Genomic DNA, 16,445 nt, shown 5'->3' on the forward strand with positions numbered 1-16,445 from the left:
TTTATTTTTTGAGACTTCTCAATGTTTATTTAAGTTACCCTTTTTTAGGGTAAACACTCTTCATTTATATTGTATTTCACGCTTGACATTTCATAGTTGGTCTTTCAATGATTATGTGATTACTTCTGATATTGCTCTTTACAATTTTGAATAAAATAGCTAACTTCTTTTTCAAGTTCTGAAGGTTTATCAATTGTGAATTTAATCTCTTTTTTCACCTTACCTTTTTCATAATATGCAAGAGTATCCCTTCTTTGAGATAATCCCCAATCATGAGGGTTACTTGTACTTGGAATATCGTCACGATTTTCATCTAAACCCTTTACTTCAATCTTTTCTTTTTCAGCTAATTTTTTTACAAGGAAGATCCAATCTTCACTATGCCTCATGTTAGACGTTAGCATAACAAAACCTGTGCCATCCTCACTCATGAACTTCTTCATTTCTAAAGGACTAAGTTCCATTACTTCCCCTTTTCCAGAGCTAAAGACAAATGTTGAACCAATACCAATTGCAATTAACAGTCCAACAACAGCGGAAATGATCCACCCTTTACGACTCATAACATGTTCCTCCCTATGCCATATTTTTTTAAGCGATTTTGAAGTGTGATGAGACACATTTATACTTCAACATCTGTCTTTATTTTATAGCATTTATAGGAAAATGGGATAGAAAATGGAAATATCATTTATGGCTGGAATGACGAACCCTGTATTGGCATGCGTATAGAAACTAATCCCGACCTAGCTTCTATATGCCCAATACCGCACTACGTTTTTGGCGTGAACGTAGGACCTTATGTATCTACTGTTTGTGATGTTCGTCGCTTCTTCAGAATGTCAACATGGGATATTCCTCACGATTACTGACACAAACAGATCTTTGATACAATGTATTTCCCAGTGGTCACAGATGAGTTTTACGATCTTACTCATCCAACGATAATCGTATACCTACCCCCTCTAGTGACCTTTTGAAGGGAGGCACGCATATATATTTACCGTATATCATCCTTCTACATCATTACTGAAAGGAAGATATACGCAATATATATCTAAATTGTCAAAGAGCAACTTACTTTGTGCTATGTTCTCAGCACACTTCAAAATCGCTTTTTTTATTTACACTTTTGTTTTACGGCTACTAGTTCCGCTTGTTTATGTTTCCTTTTTGCGATCAAGTTTTGATGTTCGTCTCTGACAGAACGCACTTGATAATAAATTTGAGCTACATTTTCAATGCTTCCTGTGTTATTTTCAATTGCGATGGTGCCTTTCAGTTCGTATGTTTTTCCATCAAAAGTTTTGACACTATGAGCTTGTGATGCGGCAATATCATAGAATGTGAGCCTTTGTTCTTTTCTCATATGAACACCCCCTATTTTTGATAAAGAAGGGAGAAAAACGCTTCTCCCTTGTCTAGTTTTCTAGCCATCTAGATAGGATGAAATAGTGAACGAGTGCTTGATATCATGCTAGGATTGTTGTGTTGTACGAAGTGATAATGCGTTGTGCTGCCTCTTTTCCATATATCTGCTGTAATACGGATTGAGATTCAACTACGATTGAATGATGAATGTGGTATGTTGCGCATTCTTTTAAAAACTGCTCCATATGAGGGATCGGGTACAAATCATATTGATGAAATACCAGGTGAATTGGTCTTATATTCTTGCATTCTGTTAGATGTTGAAGAAAGTTCGATAACGCTTCCCCTCTTTCTTCATAAGTGCTTTGTTCTGTTTCTACACGAATATAAACAACTACTTTTTGATACCTATCAATTTGAAGTGTTTCATAACCAACAAATAGATCATGCTTCAGTATGTGATACCCTTGCTCTTGTTTCTCTTTGTATGTGTCTTCAAAAAAGATACCTTTCGGATCAAAAATGAAAATAAAATCATCGTTTGTTTCTTTTACACCTTCTATGACCGATTTATAAGCCCCAAATCGAGCTTCTATCACACCTGCAACCTTTTCCCTTTCATTCACCTCTTTCAACGCTCTAATCACTTTTGTATACTTCTTAGCTACGCCTAACATGTATTGCACTCCTTCCTATTTCATTTCCCTCTTATAACTACTACTGAAACCAAAAATACTCTTTTTGTTCCCCTTGCTTTTCACGTTGATGTTTTTCAAGAATGTATAACAAAGTGATAGTTATCGCATCCCTTATTTCTTTTGAATAAAGACCTAGCTCATGGAAGATATGATAAGCTGGATGCTCAATTTCAAGCGAACCCACTACTTCTACCAAGTTTGCTTCACTCTCATATATTTTTTCCGTGAACTCAATTACTTGTTTCACATCTAGGTAATATAGGTTTTTATGTCGTTGATCCAGATACAAAATACTTCCTGCCAATAATTTTGTAGCGGATTCTATCCAATAATCATGTTGCTTTAATGGTTTAATGACAGTTTGAGAGATCGAAACTGCTTGCATCAGTTCTTCAGCAAGCCAAGCACTTTTGCGCTGCATAACGTCTTCCCCAAGTTTCCCTAATTTTTTCGTTTTACCGACGTAGATTTCTGACATCTCATTTCATCTCCCTCTCGGTTTCTTATATCTTGCTCCCTATCCAAAAAACAACTGTCCAAATGGGAATTACGAGTATACATGCATTACGAAATCCAATAGCAAAACCAAGCGGATTTTCATCTGTTTTACTAAAATGAGATTGGTATTTTGTCATATACTATTAGTCCTTTCACGATTGAGCTTTTTTTCGATTTCTTACTGCAAATACAGCTCCAATTAAGCCAAGTGCGACACATACAAGACCAATCCATTTTATGTATGTATTTTCGGCTTTACCGCCTGTTGTCGAAAGATAAGTTTCGATTTTCTTTGGTGTTTGTTCTAGTTGTGGTTTCATAATAATCTGTTGTGGTTGCTCTAGTTGTGGAATGACAGGTTTTTCGGTTACTTTTGGTTGTTCCGGCACCTGTGGTTGTGGTGTTTCTGGTTTTTGTGGTTGTTCCGGCACCTGTGGTTGTGGTTTCTCTGGTGTAGGTGGCGTCGGTTTCTTCTGATCCTTCACCGTATGCTTAATGATTTGACCATCCTCTTTAATTTCAAAAGAGAATATTTCTTCATTTAGTAAATATCCTTCTGGTGCGAATGTTTCTTTATATGTGTACTTTCCATATGGAAGCTTAAATTTCGCTATGCCGTTTTGATCCGTTTTTCCTTTTACAACTTCTTCACCTTTTTCGTTAAAGATGGTAAATTCAGCATTTGGAAGCTTATTGTTGCCATCCGCAATATCTACCTTGCTAATCTCCAACTCTCCTGTGATTTGCTTATTTTTCGCTGTTAGCATGATTGTCTTTCCTTGTTCCGATATACTAAAAGGAATAGATTCTTTCGTTAAAACATAGCCAGTTGGTGCTTGCTTCTCAACAAATGAGTATGCTCCAAATGGTAAGTCTTTTACTTCAATCAAACCGTTTTTATCACTTTTGTGTTCACTAATTTTCTTACCTTTACTATCTTGAAGAATGAACACCGCACCTTCTAATTTTTTATCTGGATTCTCTCCATCTACTTTTAGAAGTTGCACGTTTCCTTTTACTTCTTTATTTTCAACCGTAAATGTCAGTGTTTTTCCTTGTTCTTTGATCTCGAATGGATATTTTGTTTGATTAAGAAGATATCCTTCTACCCCTTTTGTCTCAACAAAATAATACTTACCATATGGAAGATCTTTCACTTGTGCAATCCCTTGTTCATTTGTAGTTGTTTTTGTGATTTCTTTTCCCTCTGCTGTATACACTGTGAACTCTACTTTTGGAAGTGTTTTTCCGCTGTCACTTAATTTCTTAATCTCGATGTTTCCTTTTACCTTAGTATTTTGCACTGTAATTGTTGCAACCTCGCCTGTTTTCACTTCAATCTGTTGTGTCTGCCCATTTAGTACATAGCCAGTAGGTGATTTCATCTCTTTAAGAGTATAAGTTCCGATTTCTAAACCAGAAAGGCTTGCTGAACCTTGCTCATTTGTAGTCATTGTGCCTACTTTTTCATTTGCACTGTTCATGACTTCGAATACTGCACCTTGTAGCAATCCTTTTTGCTCTCCTACTTTTATAACTTTCAATCCACCAAGGGATTTCCAGTTTACTTGTAGATCGGCACTCACTTTTTCCTCACTTTTTTCTAAAAGGACTGTTGCATCTTGGACTTTATCAGTTCCTTGATAAGCGACTGCCTGCAAATTAGAAAGATTAGATGTTACTTTTAAGGAAAAGTTACCTGTTTGAGAGGATTTCGGTATCAAAATACGGAATTGTTCTCCTAAATTGAATTGTTGTTTCGCTTCACCTTTTGTGGAAACAACTTTCGTTCCATTCGGTGCATTAGCTAGTTGAACTGTAAACACACCGTTCTTAGCATTACTTTCAATTTGATACACTGTCGTTTCAAAGTACTCACCGTTTAACTTTGCTTCTTGATTGTCTTTTGGCGTTACATTCATGTACATATCTTGTGTTTCCTGGCTTGCATTCGCACTATCAATAATAGCTTTTACAGCTTTCGCAACATTCCCATTACGATGCTGAACTTCGTTAATGTCAATTTGACCCAACGCTGCCCAAATACTAAGCTGTGTAGCGTAATGCGCTTCATTCCAGTTAGAAACTCCTAATTCTTGTGGACTCTTTTGCGGATATCCATTTAGAAGAACCCGATACACAACATCATCTGTGCGCCCCATCTCTGGAAGATCATTACCGTTGGGACTTAATTTCCCATAAGTTAAACAATACGCAATTTGCCCATTCGCATTCTTCAATAATTCTGTCCGTAGGTCTTTCCCGTACATGGGACTAAAACTCCAATTTATTTCGTATTTCTCACGATTAATGACTTCAGCACTCGCTTTCGTAAGTGGAAATACAAAATTTAAGACAATTAGAAGCATACTCATGACAATGAGTAACGTTTGATACGATCGTTTCAACATACTAACAGCTCCCTCAAATGATATGCAGTTTTCAAAGAACAATTTAATCTGAATTTTCTGATTTAAAAACTTAAAAAATAACAATAAAATTGTACCTTTTTTACATGGTTCATTTACAATATAAATGTATAATTATTTTTTGTGAAAATGGTTTATTCCAACTTTGCTCGATAGTAAGTTGCAAAAAAAATGTTCTCAATTGGTTCTTCAAAAAAATCCGCAATGTTTTTTGCCCTGCTAAAAATTAAACCTTTTCTCCCTGATTCTACATCGTATAAAGTACTTGTAGGAATTTTGGAACCCTTTGAAACTTCTTTAATTGTATAACCCTTTGACTCACGAATTTCTCTTAGAACTGTCAAATATCTCCCCCCTTTTTTTACAGTTTATTAGTCTTTAAGCCGAAAGTCAACACTTAATATGTTAACTTCTTAAAGTTTTAACACAAATATAGTTATAAGGAGCTAAAAACCATGTTTGGAAAAAGATTAAGAGAATTAAGAAACAAAAAAAATATGAGCGCTACCGCTCTTGGAAAAGCATTAGGGATTGCTCAAACAACAATTTCCAATTGGGAAAATTCAGGAGCTGAGCCAAATTATGAAATGCTAGTAAAAATCTCACGCTTTTTTGGTGTATCAGTTGACTATTTAGTTGGAAATGACGGTGATTCTAATAAAAATGAAATAAGTAGATTAGCAAAAGAATTATATGAAGACCTTAATTCAGTCTCCGAAGATGAACGTCAAGAAATAGAAAAAGGATTATTAGAGTACATAGAGTTCCTTGGGTATAAAGTAAAAAAAACAAAGAAATAAATCCTTTGCCTTTTAATTTGCTCTCTTTCTTAGACTAGATTTTGAATTTTTATTTTGCTGTATATAAGTTTGTAATTTACTATGTAGTTCAACATAATTACTTGTTTGTGACAACACCGATACCAAGAAATCGTAATCAACTCGTTTACATATATTTTTCTTTTTCATCAAATAGGCACTCTCCTGTAAAATGGATTTTCTTTTATAAATTCCTATTTTTACGCATTAGTGGAACGAAACATTAAAAATTACCAACAAATGTTCCACCCCTTAAACAACAAATGACACTACAATGTTTTGTAGTGTCATCTTTTAACAAGCCTATCACCCAGCACCGCCACCAGGATCTACCATCATATATTGAATGATTTTAGCAATACTCCCTTGCATGGGGAGCATTGCTAATGCTGTTATTGTAATTAGCAAATAAGTTTTCTTTGTCCAATTTTTCACTTGTACCACTCCTACTTCAATTTTAGTACATTTTTAGGAAGTTCTGCATAGAACAAGTCGTTATTTCTCTCAAATGCCAATAATGCTTCTCTCATTAAATTCATATCATCTCTTGCAAGAGCCTGAATGAAAACTTGTAACGGTGTCAAGAAACCATTTTTCCTTTTGATTTCTTCAATAAGATTATCTGCTTGTTGATTCAGACCTCTTTTGACATACAAATATGCAAGTTCTGCCGGATTTTTTGGTTCTATATTATCTAGATTCTTTTCAAGATGTATGTTAAGAAAATCTAGAGTTGTTTGTATCATTTGTTTCTTCTTGAACATCTTTTTGTTATTTGGGGATATCATAAGTTGCAACCCTTTATCCAAGTAGTACTTAGATAATTCATAATCGCTTAGTATATATGTCTCACCCATGATACAGCATGCTGTTGCTTTTGGTATTAAAGCTACTCTCCCTTGTCTAGCAATCATTTCATTACATAATTCTCTTGCCTTTTCCAGCTCGTTATTCCTATGATAACTTGTAGCAAGCAATTCCATAGTTCGTAATTCATAAGAAGAACGTAAAAATGGATTTTTCAAATTTTTAATTTGTGATAATAAATCATTTGTATATTCACTTACCAAATTATAATTTCGATAATCAAAAAAAGCGTAGATTAGTGAAAAATCCATTGGGATTTTGCTAATATCATCTGTACTCTTTCTTTGTTCCATTTTCTTTTTTACTGTTTTTAAAAAAGTTTGCGGATTTATTTTTCCATCATTTCTTAAATGAAGTAATTCATAAGCATTTGCAAATTTACGATTCAGTATATTGTTAGATTCTTTTTCCTTATCAATTAAATACTGTAATACATCTAATTCTCCACACATATCTAAATATTCAACAGCAACTCTCAAATTCACTTTACGCTTTGCTTTTTCACAATATTTCAGTACTTCCGTTTTCCTAAAATTATAATCATGTGGGTATAACATATTCAATATTTCAGTGTAAATATAAAAATCAAACTCCCTTTTCCTGGTAAATGACTCATTTATTTTAGAATGACTGGTATCAAACATTGCTGCAAGCTGTCTATTAGTAATACCTTTATCATTTAGATCTTTATGGATTTTTTCTAGAATCATGGTATATTCTCACATCCTCTTGAAATGCTAATGTATGGGAAAATACATGCGTATAGAATATTCTGTAAATACATTCTACCAGAAATTAGTGAAACTTTCGTTCCAATATACATTTTTCTATATTTCTATATAAATTTCAGAATTTTCAATAAAAATAACGCGTTTTCTTATTCAACTTCTAACTTATTCTTAGTTGATATTTCAAAAAACTATGTGTAAAATAGTTTACAAAGACATTATTAATTACCTATATTAAAAACGGTTCAATTAATGATACTATTATTAAGTTTATATAAAAAAATAAAACCCCACCGCACGGTTTTTAATTAGTCTAGGTCGGCAAACTTCGAACTAATTAAAAACTCCTCTGGATAGGGTTTTAAATTCACATTATAAATGTATGTGTTTTTCTTTAATGTCATACTTGATGTTAAAATTATACCATAAGTTGCATACAATGTGAATATAAAACCTCTGTTTTCCTGTTTATTTGTGGTGGGAAAATTAGGAGGTTTTTTCTGTGTTATTGCACAATTTTTTGCTCAGTCGAGCGAAAGCCGAATTAAGTCCCCACATCAATCACCTATCAAAGAAAACCGGGGCTATTAATCAATCAATTAAGAAAGTTATTACTTACATTGATAATATTGTCCTAGAATATGAGGGTGTTACTACGAAGGATTACCTCACAAAACGTAAATATGAAGCTGTAGAAACAGTTTTATCGTACCTAGTACAAGAAGGTTATTCCCAAGTAAAGCAAGATCATATCAGCAAAAAGTCAGGGATTTCAAAACCAATTATTAACTACGTGTTTAATTGGTTACAAGACTTGGGAGTGTGCCAACAAATCAAAGTACGAAGATATGGTAAAATTGCCCCTTCAATTTACATTTTAACTTTACATAACAATTATTTAAAAATCATTGAATATTTCAAGCTGAAATGGGCTGTAGCAATTGATGTCTGTTCTACTTTTACTAAACTTTTAAAGAAAAAACTCTTTAAAGAAGTTGTTGAATCCAAACATGAGGAAAAGAATACTTTATTTAATGGCATAGATATTTTAAATTTTGAAGAACTAGAAAGATCAAATACTATTTCACAAAACGCTATTGATAGATTACAAGATTTAAATGATTATTTAAGTGAAGATCAGAAAAGAGCATATCGATATATAACAAGTCAACCAGTAACATATTTAACAGAACAGGACGCTTATACTATAGCCTTAAGAATGCCGAAAAAAATTGATCGTTATCAAAGATGGGATTTTGAAAAATGCGTTGAATGGTTTGAATATAATCAAGCTGAAATAAGTAATCCCGCTCATTTTATGAAAATGTTCGCTGAAAAATCTAAACAAAGAAAAGAGCGTAACGATTATGAAGCGAAAGAAGCCTTAACTAATATGGAACATGCACAAAAATATGAAAGCATACTTCCAATTATAGACTGGCTTAATAACAAGAAAATAGATTCCATTCTGCAAAAAATGGGTGTTCTAAGGCCCTAATAAAAAAACATCTAAAACTTAGCCTTGCTCAAAAATAATATAATTAGCAAGGCTATTTGTCATGTATTCTTATAATCCCCAAGCAACGTACTATTTTTCCCAAAAAAGAAATTCAAAACACATCTCAGATCTTATAATTATTTCTCTTTTTCTAAACTAATCAGCTATGAAATTTCCACTCATATGAAACTGAAATTTCTATCATTTACTCACAAATTAACCTTGTAATTTACTAAGGTAAAATCTTGAATCCCTTGATACATCTAGCCTAGCACCTCTAAAATAGATTCTAATGTTTATAATGATTTTATTTTTTAAACAAGATTTAATAAATACAGTATTCTATCCTAAAAGGGAAACATTATAAGTATGTTCTTTATCATTTTCTGACAGAAGACTCCCTCTTAATTTTTGTGATTATTTGAGGAAATATATCAAATTTACAAAAAGTAGGGAAGCTTGTATGTTTTTACAAGCTTCCCTACTTTTTTTGTATTATTTAAGTTATTTTTTAAATAATTTAGCGAACCATGATTTTTCTTGTTGAGTAGATGCAACTAACTTCTTAGTTTCTTGTATTTCACGAATTACTTCTAATAGCTGTTGATCCCTGTTATTTATTTTCCCATCAATATTCTTGTGTTGTTCATCAATCTTATTCAATAACATATGATTAGTTTGTTCTAAATGATCTATGCGCTGTAAAAGTTCCATGTTCATGGCTTTTTGCTCTTGAAAATATATAGAAACCTCTTTCATACTTTCATACATCGTCTGAATAATTGGCTTCGTGATTTCGTCGTCTTCATCGCTCTCTTCTACTACAATATAATCTACATTTTGTTTTAACATCCGTTCTATTATTTCTGGTGGCTCTTGTGCATCTTTCATATTAGCAATTAATTTAAAAAGCTCTAATGCTTCCTGTTCATATCTCAGCGTTCGCCCCTTCGTCCCAGCGACGGTTGGTAAATATGGTTTGAATTGATCCCGCCAGGCCTGAAGAGTTGTCCGTGGCTTCCCAAGCATCCTTGCTATATCTGCAAGGGAATATGTTTTCTTATAAGGTTCTTCCCTATCCATTTCATCGTCCTCCCCCCATCGTCATTTGTTATTATCGATGTCCGACATGTCGTCATTACATTGTTATTGATTATCATCCATGTCGGTCATGTTGTCATTGTATTGTTATTGATTATCATCCATGTCAGTCATGTTGTCATTGTATTGTTATTGATTATCATCCATGTCGGTCATGTTGTCATTACATTGTTGTTGACCATCATTTATGTCGGTCATGTTGTTTTTTTACTGTTATTCATCATCATTTATGTTCGACATGTCGGCGCCTAACTGTTATGTGATTAATTCGTTTGAAAGAAGGTATTTCCTTGTTTATTTTGAATTTTTTAAGTGTATAGGTTAATTAAATAATAAGTACGATTCAAGTCGTACTTATTATTTAAAGTGTTCTTATTTTTGATTAAATATGCTAAAGCATAATCAAAAGTAGCACTTAAGTCGTACTTAATGTATAAAGGGGGAATTATAAATGAAAATTGGAAGAAAAGTAGCAGATTTCGGAAATAGTTTTAATAATTTCATGGTTGATGGTTATTATATTGAACTTGCAACGAATGTAGTTAAAATTTCAAAGAAAAAAGCCGAGGATTTACTTGTTGATCGTATTTCTAGACCAGAAGATTTACTGGATAGATTACTAATTTCCGCTGAAATCGAAGGTGAAGAGTCTTTCTATTTAGTTGGGCAATTAGCTGAAGATAATCAGTTGGCAAACTCACATGTAAATAAGATGCACGATAAAATTAATAGTCCTATCCCATACGTAAGCTTTTTAGGAGCAATAGCATATTATCATGCCCTTAACGCTGATCAAGAAGATAATGAAGTTGAAATTGAACACATGAGTATGATGCTTCCAATTTGGCTTTTAAAACGCGAAGAGAAATTTAGCATTGCCCATAAAAAAATGGAAGAAAAATTTATCGGTGAACATAAAGTTAAAGTGTTAACACCAGGAATGGAGAAAGAACTAACTATTACAGTCAATTCAGCAAAATGTAGAAATGAATCAGAAGTTGCCAGACATTCTTTAAAATATAAAATGGTTTCAAAAGATCAGAATACAAATGTAATTAGTATTGAAAAGCGATATGAATCTGAGAGATTCGATGACTATGAAGTAGTTTTAACTGACATTGGTGGCGGTTCTACAGATGCTGTGCGATTAGGTAAAGGACTTACTACACCTAAGCACAGAGATTCTTTCCAAGTTATCGATATTGAACCATTCTTAGGATACCTAGAACGCTTTAGAAAAGAAAAATTGATTCAATACTTTAAGGATCTAAGAACATTAGAGAAATTTATAGTTAATAAATATAAAGTACAAAAGTATGTACTATCGAATGAAAATACTGGTGAAGAATATGATTTTACAAATGAAATTGTAGAGGCACTGAAAGAATATGCAAGAATTTTAGTTGCTAAAATTCTTGATGTATTCATCCCATCTAGTACGAATACAGTATTGAAATTCATTTATATCGGAGGCGAAGCACCCGTTTTAGAACCATACATCCGTCTCGCTTTATTGAATCATATGTCTGAAATGGCTGCTAAAAACAATCACTTCTTCTTGAACGATATTATTCAAAATAGCGAAAAAGAAGTATTTGCTCCAACTTCACGCACAATTAATCTAGCTGCATTAGAATTAAAAGTAATTGATGAAATGAAGGGACAGTTAGCTTAAAATAAAGGGATGTGCTGATAATGGCTAAAAATAGAAAAATGGCATTACATGCTGATAATATGCCTGAAGATGTGTATAGAATCCTTAATGAAAAAGCTAATGGTAGACAATTAACAGCATTTGTTGTTGAACTGGTACAAAATGAACAACGTTATGAGCAACTACTACAGAAATTAGATAATGTAGAACAGAGATTAAATCTTTTAGATACAGTTGAAAATAAATTGGATCTTTTACTTACTAATGGATTTGTTCCCGCACAAAGACAAGAAAATTTAAAAACAGAGGAGCCCATATTGCAAGAAGGCAAAATTATTAACGCTAGGGTAGTACTTGGTGGGATTTCTGAAGAAGATAACGAAGAGCTTGATTTCTAACTAGTAAAGAAGACCTTTGGGTATAATCCTAAGGTCTTTTTATATTTATGTGACCTAAATTCTGTTGAATTGAGCTCCCCCCCACTTAACCCACTTATGGGTTGTTTGAAGTGGGGGATTCCTACGAACACCAAAGTATCCTTCGGTTATCCTATTAGGCTAATCCCGCAGTTCCTACGGTTAATACGAAATTCGTACGGTATCACAATCTTATTTTGTTTTTTGGACATCTAGAAATAGACCTTTTTTTGGTAGCACGAATTCCACTGACATAAGTCATCTTTCCCCTTTAGGGATGGGGGTATCAAAATGAAGTAGTCCTGATATCACCGCTATAATTTCCTTCGTAATATAGATATATCCCTATTTCTATAATTGGATATTTCCCTATTTTCCTGCTTTTATTATTTGAAAAGGTGGTATAGGGGGTGTCTCTCAAAAATTACTGATTCTATTGTATGTACTGCACATCACTATTATACTCTCTCTTAATATAGATATATCCCTATTTCTATAATTGGATATTTCCCTATTCTCCTGCTTTTATTATTTGAAAGGCTGGTATAGGGGGTGTCTCTCAAAAATTACTAAATTTATTGTATGTACTGCACATCACTATTATAATATAGATATATCCCTATTTCTATAATTGGATATTTCCCTATTCTCCTGCTTTTATTATTTGAAAGGCTGGTATAGGGGGTGTCTCTCAAAAATTACTAATTCTATTGTATGTACTGCACATCGCTATTATAATCCCTCTCATAATATAGATATATCCCTATTTCTATAATTGGATATCCCCCTATTCTTCGGCTTTTATTATTTGAAAGGGTGGTATAGAGGGCACATCTGAAAAATTACTGATTCTATTGTATGTACTGCACATCACTATTATAATCTCTCTCATAATATAGATATTTCCCTACGTCTCTACTTTGATTATAGAAATGATGATATAGGGGGGAGCTCTTGAAAATTACTGATTCCATTGTATGTACCACTCATCACTACTATAATATTCCTTTTATTATAGAAATATCCCTATTTCTATAATTGGATATTTCTATACATCTCTACTCTTATTATAGAAATGATGATATAGGGGGGAGCTCTTGAAAATTACTGATTCCATTGTATGTACCACTCATCACTACTATAATATTCCTTTTATTATAGTAATATCCCTATTTCTATAATTAGATATTTCCCTATACATCCACTTTTATTATTAGAAATGATGGTATAAGGGGAGCCTTTGAAAAATTACTGATTCTATTGTATGTACCACATATCACTATTATAATCTTCCTTTTATTATAGTAATATCCCTATTTCTATAATTAGATATTTCCCTATATCTTTACTTTTATTATTAAAAATGGTGGTATAGGGGGAGTCTTTCAACAAATTACTGATTCTATTATATGTACCACATATCACTATTATAATCCCCCGCGTAATATAGATATATCCCTATTTCTATAATTGGATATTTCCCTATATTTCTACTTTAGTTATCAGAAATGGAGGCATAGGAGGAGCTTTTGAACAAATTACTGATTCTATTGTATGTACCACATATCACCATTATAATCCCTCTCCAAATATAGAAATATCCCTACGTCTCTACTTTGATTATAGAAATGATGATATAGGGGGGAGCTCTTGAAAACTACTGATCCCATTGTATGTATCACATATCATAACTATAATCCTCCTTTCAATATAGAAATATCCCTATTTCTATACCTCTGCCATCAAGTTACACTTATGCAACATCAATTATAGGAATGAATGTTTCTTTTTTAAAAAGCCCCCAAAACAAAAATTTTATACAGCTCATCTGGTAATACCAATTCTCTCGCTTTGGGATATTTGCTTTTCTTAGCTTGATGAGCATGGGATATGGGGATATAAGGACTTTTTCAAAAAATGAATGGAGTGGTATAAATGACAGATTCTATTGCATGTACCACATATCACTGCTATAATTTTCTTTATAACATAGAAATATCCCTATTTCTATAATTAGATATTTCCCTATATTTCTAATCTTTTCACTAAAATATAGAAATAGGGAAATCTTCCAGAAAATAAATGGAGTGGTATAAATGGCTATTACAATTACTGTTGGGAATTACAAAGGCGGCGTTGGTAAAACCACTAATGCTGTATTAAACTCTTATGAATTCGCAAAAAAGGGAAAAAGAACTTTACTCGTTGACCTTGATCCACAGAGTAATGCAACAAAATCTCTTATGTTAACAAAATCTATCCTTAATCCTGACGAAAAGGTAGCTTTAACTAAAACATTGATGAAAGGAATTCAAGAGGGGAATTTAGATGGATTAGAAGTTGAAATAATGGAAAATTTACATTTAATTCCTTCTTATGTTGATTTTCAAGATTTCGCAAAATTTCTATATAAATCGTGTTCTTCGGAAGAAGAGGAAGATTTCTACTTTAAGGAATTGCTTGAGAAAATAAAACATAAATACGATTACATATTTATCGATGTTCCACCTATGTCGATTGAAGTTACAAAAAATGCAGTTGTAGCTTCTGATTATGTTCTTATAACTCTACAAACACAAGAACGTTCTCTTACAGGTGCAGAAAACTACATTAACCAACTAATAAAATTAAAAGAGCAATATAATCTTGATATTGAAGTTGTAGGTATTCTTCCAGTGCTATTAAAAAATAATGGTAAAGTGGATGAATACATTATGGAAAATGCTCGTGAAATTTTTGGTGAAGAAAACCTATTTAAAAATATCGTTCCACAGATGGAACGTATTAAAAGGTTTGATGTTAACGGTATTACTGAAAATGATAGACATGATTTAAATGTAATAGAACTATACGAAAAAATTAGTGATGAATTATTATCTCGTATCAATGTTTTTGAAAGTATGAAGGTTGGTGTATAACATGGCAAGAACTCCTGGATTATTAGGCAGAAAAAAGAGCAATTTTGACCCAACAGAGCCTTATATCCCAAACGAGGATTCAGTTGTAACCAAAAGTGGCGAAGATACTCCTACTTTTCCACCTAAAAATGAACAAGAACAAGTAAATCAACAGGAACAAAAGAAGGAGCAAACACCAGAGAAAAAGAAATTTAAAAACCAACAAGGTAGTATTAAAATTTCTAGTCAATCTAAGGAAGAGCTTGGAGCACTAATGAAACTTACTAATACGAAATATGCTCATGAAATAATAGATTTACTTATACATCATTATGTAGAAAATCAATTAACTCCCGAACAGAAAAGGAAATTTAAATTATTAACAGAGATTTAGAAATATAGAAATATCCCTACATGGAAATAGGGATATTTCTATATTTTTTTCAATTTTAATACATATCATCACCAGAACTTCCTCCACAACCTTTTCTTCTCTCTCTCCACTGCAACATCCTCATGATATTCCTTATGTAAATTGATAGTAAAGTTATTTAATTTTGATATAAAAATATAAGAGCCTTGCTATATTTTTTTATAGTAAAGCTCTTTAAAGTTGTTTAATTCATGTTGAACTAAAGTACCAGTTACTCTATTTAATTAGATAAGTTATTTATTAGAAAAATTATCAATTACTTGAATAGCTAATTCCAACGCTTTTATCTCTTCCAGATCAGGAATATCATTTTAGTTTCATTTTCATTGTAGTCTATCGTTTTTGACATCAATGATTTAAGCATTATCCGTTAATTTTATAGCTCTATTACGTGTATCACATATCATCCCTGTGCTCCTCTCCCGCAGTATAGAAATATCCCTATTTCTATATATCCCTGATTTTTTTATCGAAAATAGCTAAGATACTCCTGTTTCTTCACCTGAAAACGAGTAAAGACAAGTGAATGTATGAAATTTAAAAACCAATAGGGCGGTTTTTAAACTTCTAGCCAATCTCATGACTCATGAAGAGCTTGGAACACTAATAAAGCTCACTATTAAGAAATATGCTCATGAAATAATAGATTTACTTATACATTATTATGTAGAAAATCAATTAACTCCCGAACAGAAAAGGAAATTTAAATTATTAACAGAGATTTAGAAATATAGAAATATCCCTACGTAGAAATAGGGATATTTCTGTATTTTTGCAGTTAAAATAATATCATCACCAGAACTTCTTCCACGACTTTCTCTTCCCTCTCATCACCGCAATTCCCTTATGATATTCCCTCATCAATCACTTTATCACTTAAGCTAACTATTTAATATCTTCTTTGTACTTGGCTACATTAACACACCATTACTTTTGAGCTAGTAGCGTCATTCTTTTTATTTCTTCAAATGTAGCTTCGAAATAATGTTTGTTCAAATTGATACTAATAACCTTGTTGAACTACCCCCACTTTCACT

Annotated in this window: 16 protein-coding genes and 1 pseudogene; 7 read left to right on the plus strand and 10 right to left on the minus strand. The window is 32.5% G+C overall.

Annotation, left to right across the window (positions count from 1 at the left end; translation table 11 throughout):
- Positions 1-119 precede the first annotated feature (119 nt).
- The 7 genes from B5P40_RS31870 to B5P40_RS31895 all read right to left on the minus strand — a co-directional run bounded on the left by B5P40_RS31870 (position 120) and on the right by B5P40_RS31895 (position 5,340).
- On the minus strand, positions 120-563 hold the full coding sequence (locus tag B5P40_RS31870) for a hypothetical protein (protein ID WP_002193591.1): 444 nt from the start codon (positions 561-563) through the stop codon (positions 120-122).
- A gap of 557 nt (positions 564-1,120) precedes the next feature.
- Positions 1,121-1,369, minus strand: a complete 249-nt coding sequence (locus B5P40_RS31875) for a hypothetical protein (RefSeq protein ID WP_113710522.1) — start codon at positions 1,367-1,369, stop codon at positions 1,121-1,123.
- A 103-nt stretch (positions 1,370-1,472) separates the two neighbouring features.
- Positions 1,473-2,048 carry a TraM recognition domain-containing protein gene (locus B5P40_RS31880; RefSeq protein WP_113710523.1) on the minus strand — a complete coding sequence of 192 codons (576 nt, stop codon included), beginning with the start codon at positions 2,046-2,048 and terminating at the stop codon, positions 1,473-1,475.
- A gap of 40 nt (positions 2,049-2,088) precedes the next feature.
- Positions 2,089-2,547 carry a TRAG family protein gene (locus B5P40_RS31885; protein WP_113710524.1) on the minus strand — a complete coding sequence of 153 codons (459 nt, stop codon included), beginning with the start codon at positions 2,545-2,547 and terminating at the stop codon, positions 2,089-2,091.
- Positions 2,548-2,572: 25 nt separating this feature from the next.
- Entirely contained in the window at positions 2,573-2,704 is a 132-nt protein-coding gene (locus tag B5P40_RS33950; RefSeq protein WP_002191985.1) for a hypothetical protein, read from the minus strand.
- A 15-nt stretch (positions 2,705-2,719) separates the two neighbouring features.
- Positions 2,720-4,978 (minus strand): SpaA isopeptide-forming pilin-related protein, encoded by a 2,259-nt coding sequence (locus B5P40_RS31890; RefSeq protein WP_113710525.1) that lies wholly within the window; start codon positions 4,976-4,978, stop codon positions 2,720-2,722.
- A 152-nt stretch (positions 4,979-5,130) separates the two neighbouring features.
- Positions 5,131-5,340 carry a helix-turn-helix transcriptional regulator gene (locus tag B5P40_RS31895; protein ID WP_002187883.1) on the minus strand — a complete coding sequence of 70 codons (210 nt, stop codon included), beginning with the start codon at positions 5,338-5,340 and terminating at the stop codon, positions 5,131-5,133.
- A gap of 111 nt (positions 5,341-5,451) precedes the next feature.
- Here B5P40_RS31895 and B5P40_RS31900 point away from each other — a divergent pair, with 111 nt between their 5' ends.
- Positions 5,452-5,796 (plus strand): helix-turn-helix domain-containing protein, encoded by a 345-nt coding sequence (locus tag B5P40_RS31900; protein ID WP_002187884.1) that lies wholly within the window; start codon positions 5,452-5,454, stop codon positions 5,794-5,796.
- 324 nt (positions 5,797-6,120) lie between these two features.
- Here B5P40_RS31900 and B5P40_RS33955 read toward each other — a convergent pair whose 3' ends face one another.
- The gene (locus B5P40_RS33955) at positions 6,121-6,249 is read right to left on the minus strand and encodes a hypothetical protein (RefSeq protein ID WP_002187888.1); all 129 of its coding nucleotides are present in this window, start codon (positions 6,247-6,249) and stop codon (positions 6,121-6,123) included.
- A gap of 11 nt (positions 6,250-6,260) precedes the next feature.
- The gene (locus B5P40_RS31905; RefSeq protein WP_113710526.1) at positions 6,261-7,391 is read right to left on the minus strand and encodes an AimR family lysis-lysogeny pheromone receptor; all 1,131 of its coding nucleotides are present in this window, start codon (positions 7,389-7,391) and stop codon (positions 6,261-6,263) included.
- Between the two features lie 520 nt (positions 7,392-7,911).
- On the opposite strand from B5P40_RS31905, the gene B5P40_RS31910 reads away from it, so the two are divergent.
- Positions 7,912-8,907, plus strand: coding sequence for a Replicase RepFR55 (locus B5P40_RS31910; RefSeq protein ID WP_113710527.1), 996 nt, complete (start codon positions 7,912-7,914; stop codon positions 8,905-8,907).
- Positions 8,908-9,411: 504 nt separating this feature from the next.
- Here the strand turns inward: B5P40_RS31910 and B5P40_RS31915 are convergent.
- Positions 9,412-9,990: a DUF3967 domain-containing protein gene (locus tag B5P40_RS31915; RefSeq protein ID WP_002187893.1), complete on the minus strand. Its 579-nt coding sequence runs from the start codon at positions 9,988-9,990 to the stop codon at positions 9,412-9,414.
- A 469-nt stretch (positions 9,991-10,459) separates the two neighbouring features.
- Between B5P40_RS31915 and B5P40_RS31920 the strand changes: the two genes are divergently transcribed.
- From B5P40_RS31920 to B5P40_RS34485, 5 genes and pseudogenes are all read left to right on the plus strand, one after another.
- Positions 10,460-11,683: a ParM/StbA family protein gene (locus tag B5P40_RS31920; protein WP_002187894.1), complete on the plus strand. Its 1,224-nt coding sequence runs from the start codon at positions 10,460-10,462 to the stop codon at positions 11,681-11,683.
- Positions 11,684-11,703: 20 nt separating this feature from the next.
- A complete protein-coding gene (locus B5P40_RS31925; protein ID WP_002187895.1) occupies positions 11,704-12,060 on the plus strand; it encodes a hypothetical protein in 357 nt (118 codons plus the stop codon).
- Positions 12,061-14,174: 2,114 nt separating this feature from the next.
- Positions 14,175-14,996: a ParA family protein gene (locus tag B5P40_RS31930; RefSeq protein WP_001018644.1), complete on the plus strand. Its 822-nt coding sequence runs from the start codon at positions 14,175-14,177 to the stop codon at positions 14,994-14,996.
- A gap of 1 nt (position 14,997) precedes the next feature.
- Positions 14,998-15,369, plus strand: coding sequence for a hypothetical protein (locus B5P40_RS31935; protein WP_002187896.1), 372 nt, complete (start codon positions 14,998-15,000; stop codon positions 15,367-15,369).
- Positions 15,370-15,914: 545 nt separating this feature from the next.
- Positions 15,915-16,134: pseudogene (locus tag B5P40_RS34485) on the plus strand (hypothetical protein); the annotation flags it as partial.
- Positions 16,135-16,445: the final 311 nt, after the last annotated feature.

Origin of the sequence: Bacillus sp. SRB_8 (assembly GCF_003264205.1) — a bacterium.
Lineage (GTDB): Bacteria > Bacillota > Bacilli > Bacillales > Bacillaceae_G > Bacillus_A > Bacillus_A mycoides.